At 42.4% G+C, this 5651-nt stretch carries 8 protein-coding genes; 3 read left to right on the plus strand and 5 right to left on the minus strand.

Annotation, left to right across the window (positions count from 1 at the left end):
* Positions 1 to 81: 81 nt before the first annotated feature.
* The gene (locus GX089_10905; protein ID NLP02996.1) at positions 82 to 1371 is read left to right on the plus strand and encodes a GAF domain-containing sensor histidine kinase; all 1290 of its coding nucleotides are present in this window, start codon (positions 82 to 84) and stop codon (positions 1369 to 1371) included.
* Position 1372: 1 nt separating this feature from the next.
* Here GX089_10905 and GX089_10910 read toward each other — a convergent pair whose 3' ends face one another.
* The 3 genes from GX089_10910 to GX089_10920 form a co-directional block, all read right to left on the minus strand.
* Positions 1373 to 2032 carry a hypothetical protein gene (locus GX089_10910; protein ID NLP02997.1) on the minus strand — a complete coding sequence of 220 codons (660 nt, stop codon included), beginning with the start codon at positions 2030 to 2032 and terminating at the stop codon, positions 1373 to 1375.
* A gap of 24 nt (positions 2033 to 2056) precedes the next feature.
* Complete coding sequence (locus GX089_10915) at positions 2057 to 3325, minus strand: hypothetical protein (protein ID NLP02998.1); 1269 nt, start codon at positions 3323 to 3325, stop codon at positions 2057 to 2059.
* Positions 3326 to 3439: 114 nt separating this feature from the next.
* Positions 3440 to 3619, minus strand: a complete 180-nt coding sequence (locus GX089_10920; GenBank protein NLP02999.1) for a hypothetical protein — start codon at positions 3617 to 3619, stop codon at positions 3440 to 3442.
* A 32-nt stretch (positions 3620 to 3651) separates the two neighbouring features.
* Here GX089_10920 and GX089_10925 point away from each other — a divergent pair, with 32 nt between their 5' ends.
* Both GX089_10925 and GX089_10930 read left to right on the plus strand, forming a co-directional pair.
* A complete protein-coding gene (locus GX089_10925; protein NLP03000.1) occupies positions 3652 to 4086 on the plus strand; it encodes a hypothetical protein in 435 nt (144 codons plus the stop codon).
* A gap of 68 nt (positions 4087 to 4154) precedes the next feature.
* Complete coding sequence (locus GX089_10930) at positions 4155 to 4376, plus strand: hypothetical protein (GenBank protein NLP03001.1); 222 nt, start codon at positions 4155 to 4157, stop codon at positions 4374 to 4376.
* A gap of 83 nt (positions 4377 to 4459) precedes the next feature.
* On the opposite strand, the gene GX089_10935 is transcribed toward GX089_10930, so the two are convergent.
* Together GX089_10935 and GX089_10940 are read right to left on the minus strand one after the other, a co-directional pair.
* The gene (locus tag GX089_10935; protein NLP03002.1) at positions 4460 to 5182 is read right to left on the minus strand and encodes a hypothetical protein; all 723 of its coding nucleotides are present in this window, start codon (positions 5180 to 5182) and stop codon (positions 4460 to 4462) included.
* A gap of 170 nt (positions 5183 to 5352) precedes the next feature.
* Positions 5353 to 5610, minus strand: coding sequence for a hypothetical protein (locus tag GX089_10940; GenBank protein ID NLP03003.1), 258 nt, complete (start codon positions 5608 to 5610; stop codon positions 5353 to 5355).
* Between the last annotated feature and the right edge of the window lie 41 nt (positions 5611 to 5651).

Below are 5651 nucleotides of genomic sequence, written 5' to 3' on the forward strand. Positions count from 1 at the left end.
TCTGATACTTCTTGACCATGAGTAATCGAACTAATATATTTGTGGGTGACAGGCTGCGGGTTGTGACAAGAAAAAGAGGTCATGTACAACTCTAAAAACAAATTTCCTGGGAGAGCAGACTGTTCCCGGTTTTCTGCTGATGCTGGTTCTGGACACACTAACAATACTAATTCTGTTCCATCAGTCAGTGAAAAAACGTGTTGCTGCACGGCAATCGAGAGCATTCGTTCCCTTTTACGCACAAGGTGGTGGTCACATGAAGTGCTCTGCACCAATGTTACCGCCCAGATAGCAACTCTTTTCAAGGTGCCGATCGCCGGTATATCTCTTGTAAAGACAGAGATCGCCTACGGCGCCCGATTTCAAAACGGAAAGATGAGCGAGGGGGTAAGATTTTCTATTTCAACGCACTCTGCCAGCCTTATCTGCCGCAAATACACTCCCTCAATCCACTATGGAAAGCTAAATGAACAGTTCCCGTTTTTATTCGGTGAAAATAACGACGATCTTAAATCACTGATCTGTATGCCTCTTATAAGCAACAGTGGTGAGATTCTTGGAATCATATATACAGCAGACACCGAAAAAAGACACTTTGATCGTTCCGACATGAGCATCATGGATATTCTTGGATGGCATGTCTCCCTGGCACTTGAGCGGATCACATCAAACAAAAAAGAACTGAGTTCCTCCAACAACCCAACCCTGCTTCCGGTTTTTTTCTCAGGATTAGCGCATGAGGTACGAAATCCGCTAAATGCCATTAATGCGCTCTCTTCCGCTCTGCTTAATGATCTTGGTGAATCCAGCGAATACAATCATCTCATAAAACTGATCCTGCAGCAGACTGAACGTATCTCCAGTCTGATTCAACAGCTTATGATGCTTGGTGAGCCGGCGGTGATGATCTCCAGTTCATTTGACCTTATCCGCGACATATGCAGGGATGTTGTAAACCGATGGCCGGAAATAAATGGAGGGACTCAGTTAAATGTTCGTTTTATCGAAAGCCGCACTGTCAGCGGGACCTTCAAAGCCAATTCTGAGCTGCTTGAGTTTGCTGTAAAGGAACTTTTACGCAATGCATTGCAGCATAGCAAAGAGGGTTCCGAGATAATAGTGGATACAGGTGAAATCGATGAACACTTTTACATCAAAATTATTGACAACGGTGAAGGGATTCCGGATGAGATCCGGGACAGAGTCTTCGAACCATTCTTTACCACTCTGAAAAAGAGAAACGGCCTGGGACTGAGCCTTGTAAAAAGAATCGCGGATGTCCATCATGGCAAGGTAGCACTTTATAATAACAAGTACTTCAGAGGAGCCACAGCGGAAATCCTCTTCCCGGTTACCATCGAAGTGCTCTGATTTATATCCCCAGCAAAACTGACAACCCAAGCATCGTATATCCCGCTATCACCGGCACAGCCAGATTGTCATTGATAGTAAATTTGGGAGTGATTTTCAGAGGAATGAGCTCGAAAAATGTTATGGCAAATGAGGTCACAAGCACTATGAGAAATGGCACCCTGTTTCCCCACTGTTCCAGAAGTCCCGGGACGAACGGGAAAACTCCGTAAAAAAGAGTGATACAGAGCAGAAAACAAGCTGCAGATCCCTCCAGACTCTTCTTCCCTATTTTTATTCTTCCAATACTGATCCCCACTATTGCAGCTACAGCATCCCCAAGTATAAAAAGACTTAATACCATAAAGGAGATATGAGGATGATTGCGGAAAAGAATTGAGCACAGAAGTGCGGCACCGACAACGTAGGTGGAACCTGTTGTTTTAGATGACTCTTCTTCACGAAGCATGCTTCCAAAGAGAAGGTAAAAGACTTTCTGGACCGCCGGTATCCTGAACCGCAGAGTCTCAACCACTATTGAACCTACAAGAAACACGGCAAGAAGACTTGTAGGGAGATAATCAGGCATAGACCATTTAGGCATATAGAATATCCCTATCGGCATCACGAGCGCGAAAAGGTGAAGAAGTTTACGGCTGATTTCTTCTTTCCGAAGTCTCATCTCATCTCTCCCGAAAATAACAGGTTAATTAATTGTGACAGGATAAAACCACGCATTGTATGTGTACGATGAATACGTGGGTTCTATTTTCAGAATTACTTGATTTCCCGGAACAAGTTTCTTTTCAGTTAACACAGGCAAAGTAAACACCGGCGGTAACGTCATTCTTCGGATCATATAGTAAACAGTGTCTGCTCCGTTAAGAGAAAAAAGAGAAACAAAGCTGTACTCTGTTGCCTTTATTGTCAGTTCGTATGGAACGTTTTGAGCAGAGTTAAGTGATGCACTTTTTAATTCTGTACCGATCCAGTAATACTGTGCCCCTTTCTGCTCGGCTATAAACACCTGACCATATCTCTTATATATGGTAATGCCTCGCGGCTCTACAAACTGGTTGTCTCCTGTACCATGGGATCCGAATATATCGAGTAGATTAAGATCATGGTCAAATTTAAGAACGCAGTGCCGGTTCTTGTCGGTAATCCAGTAATTGTGGTAATAATCAATTGCCCCGTAACAGGCGCTGTACCCGTCAGGAAGACTGGTTTTTTTTAAAACATTGCCGTTTAAATCAAGTTTCCAGACTCTTTTTCCACCTTTGTCAGCACAGAAAATGATCTTTTCTCTCCTGAAGAAGCTCCACTTCGCAGAACCATCGGCCATCGCAAGCGCAGTAGGACCGTTTTCAAAGGTAAACTTGTTATGTGAAGGGATGGCCTGCTTTACATCTCCATCTTTTGAGAGGATAACAATTCTGCTGTTACCCTGGTCAGCTACATAGATATCCCCTTTTTCATCCAGAGCTACTCTGGAAGGCCCCTTAAATCCACCACTGCTTTCTCTGGCATAATATGCAGCTTTCCATCTGAGTTTGGATCTGGGATTAAACAGATGTACCACTCTGTTATTTCCGGAATCAGCAACGATCACATTTCCTTTTGAATCAGCCGCAATTCCTTTGGGGAAAAGAAACTGCCCCTCACCGGAACCTTTTTTTCCGTATAAGTCAAGACCCCACATGGAGGTATTATAAATAATCTCATGTTGTCCGGAATTAACACCGTAGACTACCACCTCATCATCGTCTTTTTCAGTGGAGGGATCATCCCATGTTTCAAGACGTGTTGTAGCTAATCCCTGAGGATCATCGAACCTGGTTCTTGGTCCGAAGAACATAAAGAGATGAGCCGGGGTGGCTTTTCTTATCCCATAGGAGTGTTTATATGGCGGGAAGACAAGCGATTTGCACATCGCCGCTTCAGTTATCAGAATCAGCAGCAGTAATTTTTTCACCTGATAAATATAGTTTACATCACAATCTGGTAGTGCTCTGGATAATATGTCGTTTTAGTTGTTTCTGAATACCTGTTTTATGGGAATGATGATCGGTTTCTAACAATCATCTCCTCACCAATCTGTAGTTCCTGCGAAAGCTTCTCCACCTATTCCAATACCGGTATTGGTATCAAGGCTGATATATCGTATACTGCTGATCACAATCCATGAGACGTTTCTATTAAGTATATTATAGCAGCTTATAGCGGAATAAGAGGTATGAGGAGTTTTCTGTCCTCTGAAACTATTCACTGAAATGGAACCATTTCATATCGGATTTTCCAATGAAACCAATCGTTTTAGCAATGGTGATTTGCGATTACTACTATCGGGATGCAGCTTCAGGTAAAAGCATTTTAGCAGGAACGTTCAGTTCCATAAACAGTCCCAGTTATCCATCCAAGCATGGTAATTGCGCGATATATGTGGCACTTGCCGATGTTGCCTCAAATGGCACTGCGCAGCTTATTTTTCGTAAGGAAGGCGGGCCTTTCTCCATGGAAATGCCGCCATGGGAAGTGATGGCTCCGGAAAATCGTAGAGTAGTAGTTGAAATCGGGGGTAATATCAATGGGCTGCCCCTTCCCGAAGAGGGAAATTATGAATTTGTTCTTCTCTGGAATGGGCAGGAGATTGCATCAAGACGGCTTAATGCGGTAAAAATCAGCCTGCCTCCCCCGGAAAATCCTGATATCGATGAAACCGGCAGCAATATATAACCATGGCAAACGAATATTATTGACTTCCGCACCAGGACACAAACCTTTCACAGGATAAAGGATAAACTATGGACCTTCCCGCAATTCTAATCAAGATCACCGGTCTGATACTGCTTGTCTGGACTCTCTTCTCCATTTACAGACACGTACAGACCAAAAGAAAGGCGATGAAAGAAAACAATAAGGAAGAGGCTCAATCTGTTTCAGAGCAGATTCTCAACAACATACTTCTGTACCTCTGGCTGGCGTTTTGTATTGTTTTTTCTATTGGAATGATGGTGAATAATTAGTGAGAGAACTACAGTTATCCCGGTCTGGTTTCCCGGGATCTTAAGCCCCGGAACTGCTTTATCTACGGCCACTCAATTCAACATTATTGTTGAATTTCGGGGATGATGGATTTTTTTTCTGACACTCCCCTCGTCTTTACAATCCCGGAACGGCGCTGTTTCCCTGCATTTTGTCCGTAAAGACTTATGCCGCAGAATATCAATGCAACTGCAGCATTCAATTCAATCATTTCCTCAAATGCAAAAAGCAGATCATTTACTATGATATCAAGATCAATAATGAGAGACAAAGTAATACAGGTGAGAAAAAATGAGAAAAGAATGGAAAATTCCGGATGCATTTCTTGAAGAGCTTTACGCGCTTTCGGTATTAATTTATAAAATAGAAATATTGCTGCTGCCGCACCTAATCCGGAAAACAGGTAAAGAAGAGAGGGTTGAGATGCTTTGAAGTGGATAGCAGCCTTATACGCGAAATAAAAAAGATCATGAAAACCGTCAATTTTTATTCCAAAGAAACGTGGCATGTTCAGTTTCAATATGCGTTCAAAATAACTTACTTCTTCAAAAAAGCAGATAAAACTGATAACACCGATTACAGACAATGCAACCTTATATCGCCTGGATTTTATTGCAAAGATGGTACATAGGATCGAAACAAAGAGATACAATACAGCAGTGATATTTTCAATCAGACGGTCCTCTGAGAAAATTGCTTCCCGGTAATTTGGAAAAAAAAGATACAGAGCCAGAACAATCAGCAGATTCGCACCAAAGGCGAATAAACAGTATCGGACATTTTTCATAACAATGCCTCTGTTTAAACGGTGGTTGCGGATAAACAATAACACTAAATCACATCAAAAATCCTGCCATTTAAGAGTACTTTCTTTTGATAGTTATCTGATTATAGCGGTCCCTAAACGCAGCCAGGGATTTCTTAGAAGCGGAAAATAGTCGGGAATAAGTTATAAATCTACATGTTAATTTCACCACTGTTTTTCTTTGATTGTTTTTGAAGATATGCGATCCTTTCAGTCGACAGACCGGCATAGAAAACAACTTTTTCTGTACCTTGTTTAATTCCCCTCTCGGCGCCATTAATGGCGTCTCTAGCCAAAATAAGCCCGGTGAAACCGGGCTTCCATCTAACGAAACTGGAAACTACCGCAGTTTTGCCGAACATTGCCTTGAAGAAACGGTCATGAGGAGTTTGCAGCCGTTTTCTTTTCATGAAAGGCAATATACATGAGGGAAGAATTGTCAGAAATGAAA

This window comes from Fibrobacter sp. (assembly GCA_012523595.1).
Lineage (GTDB): Bacteria > Fibrobacterota > Chitinivibrionia > Chitinivibrionales > Chitinispirillaceae > JAAYIG01.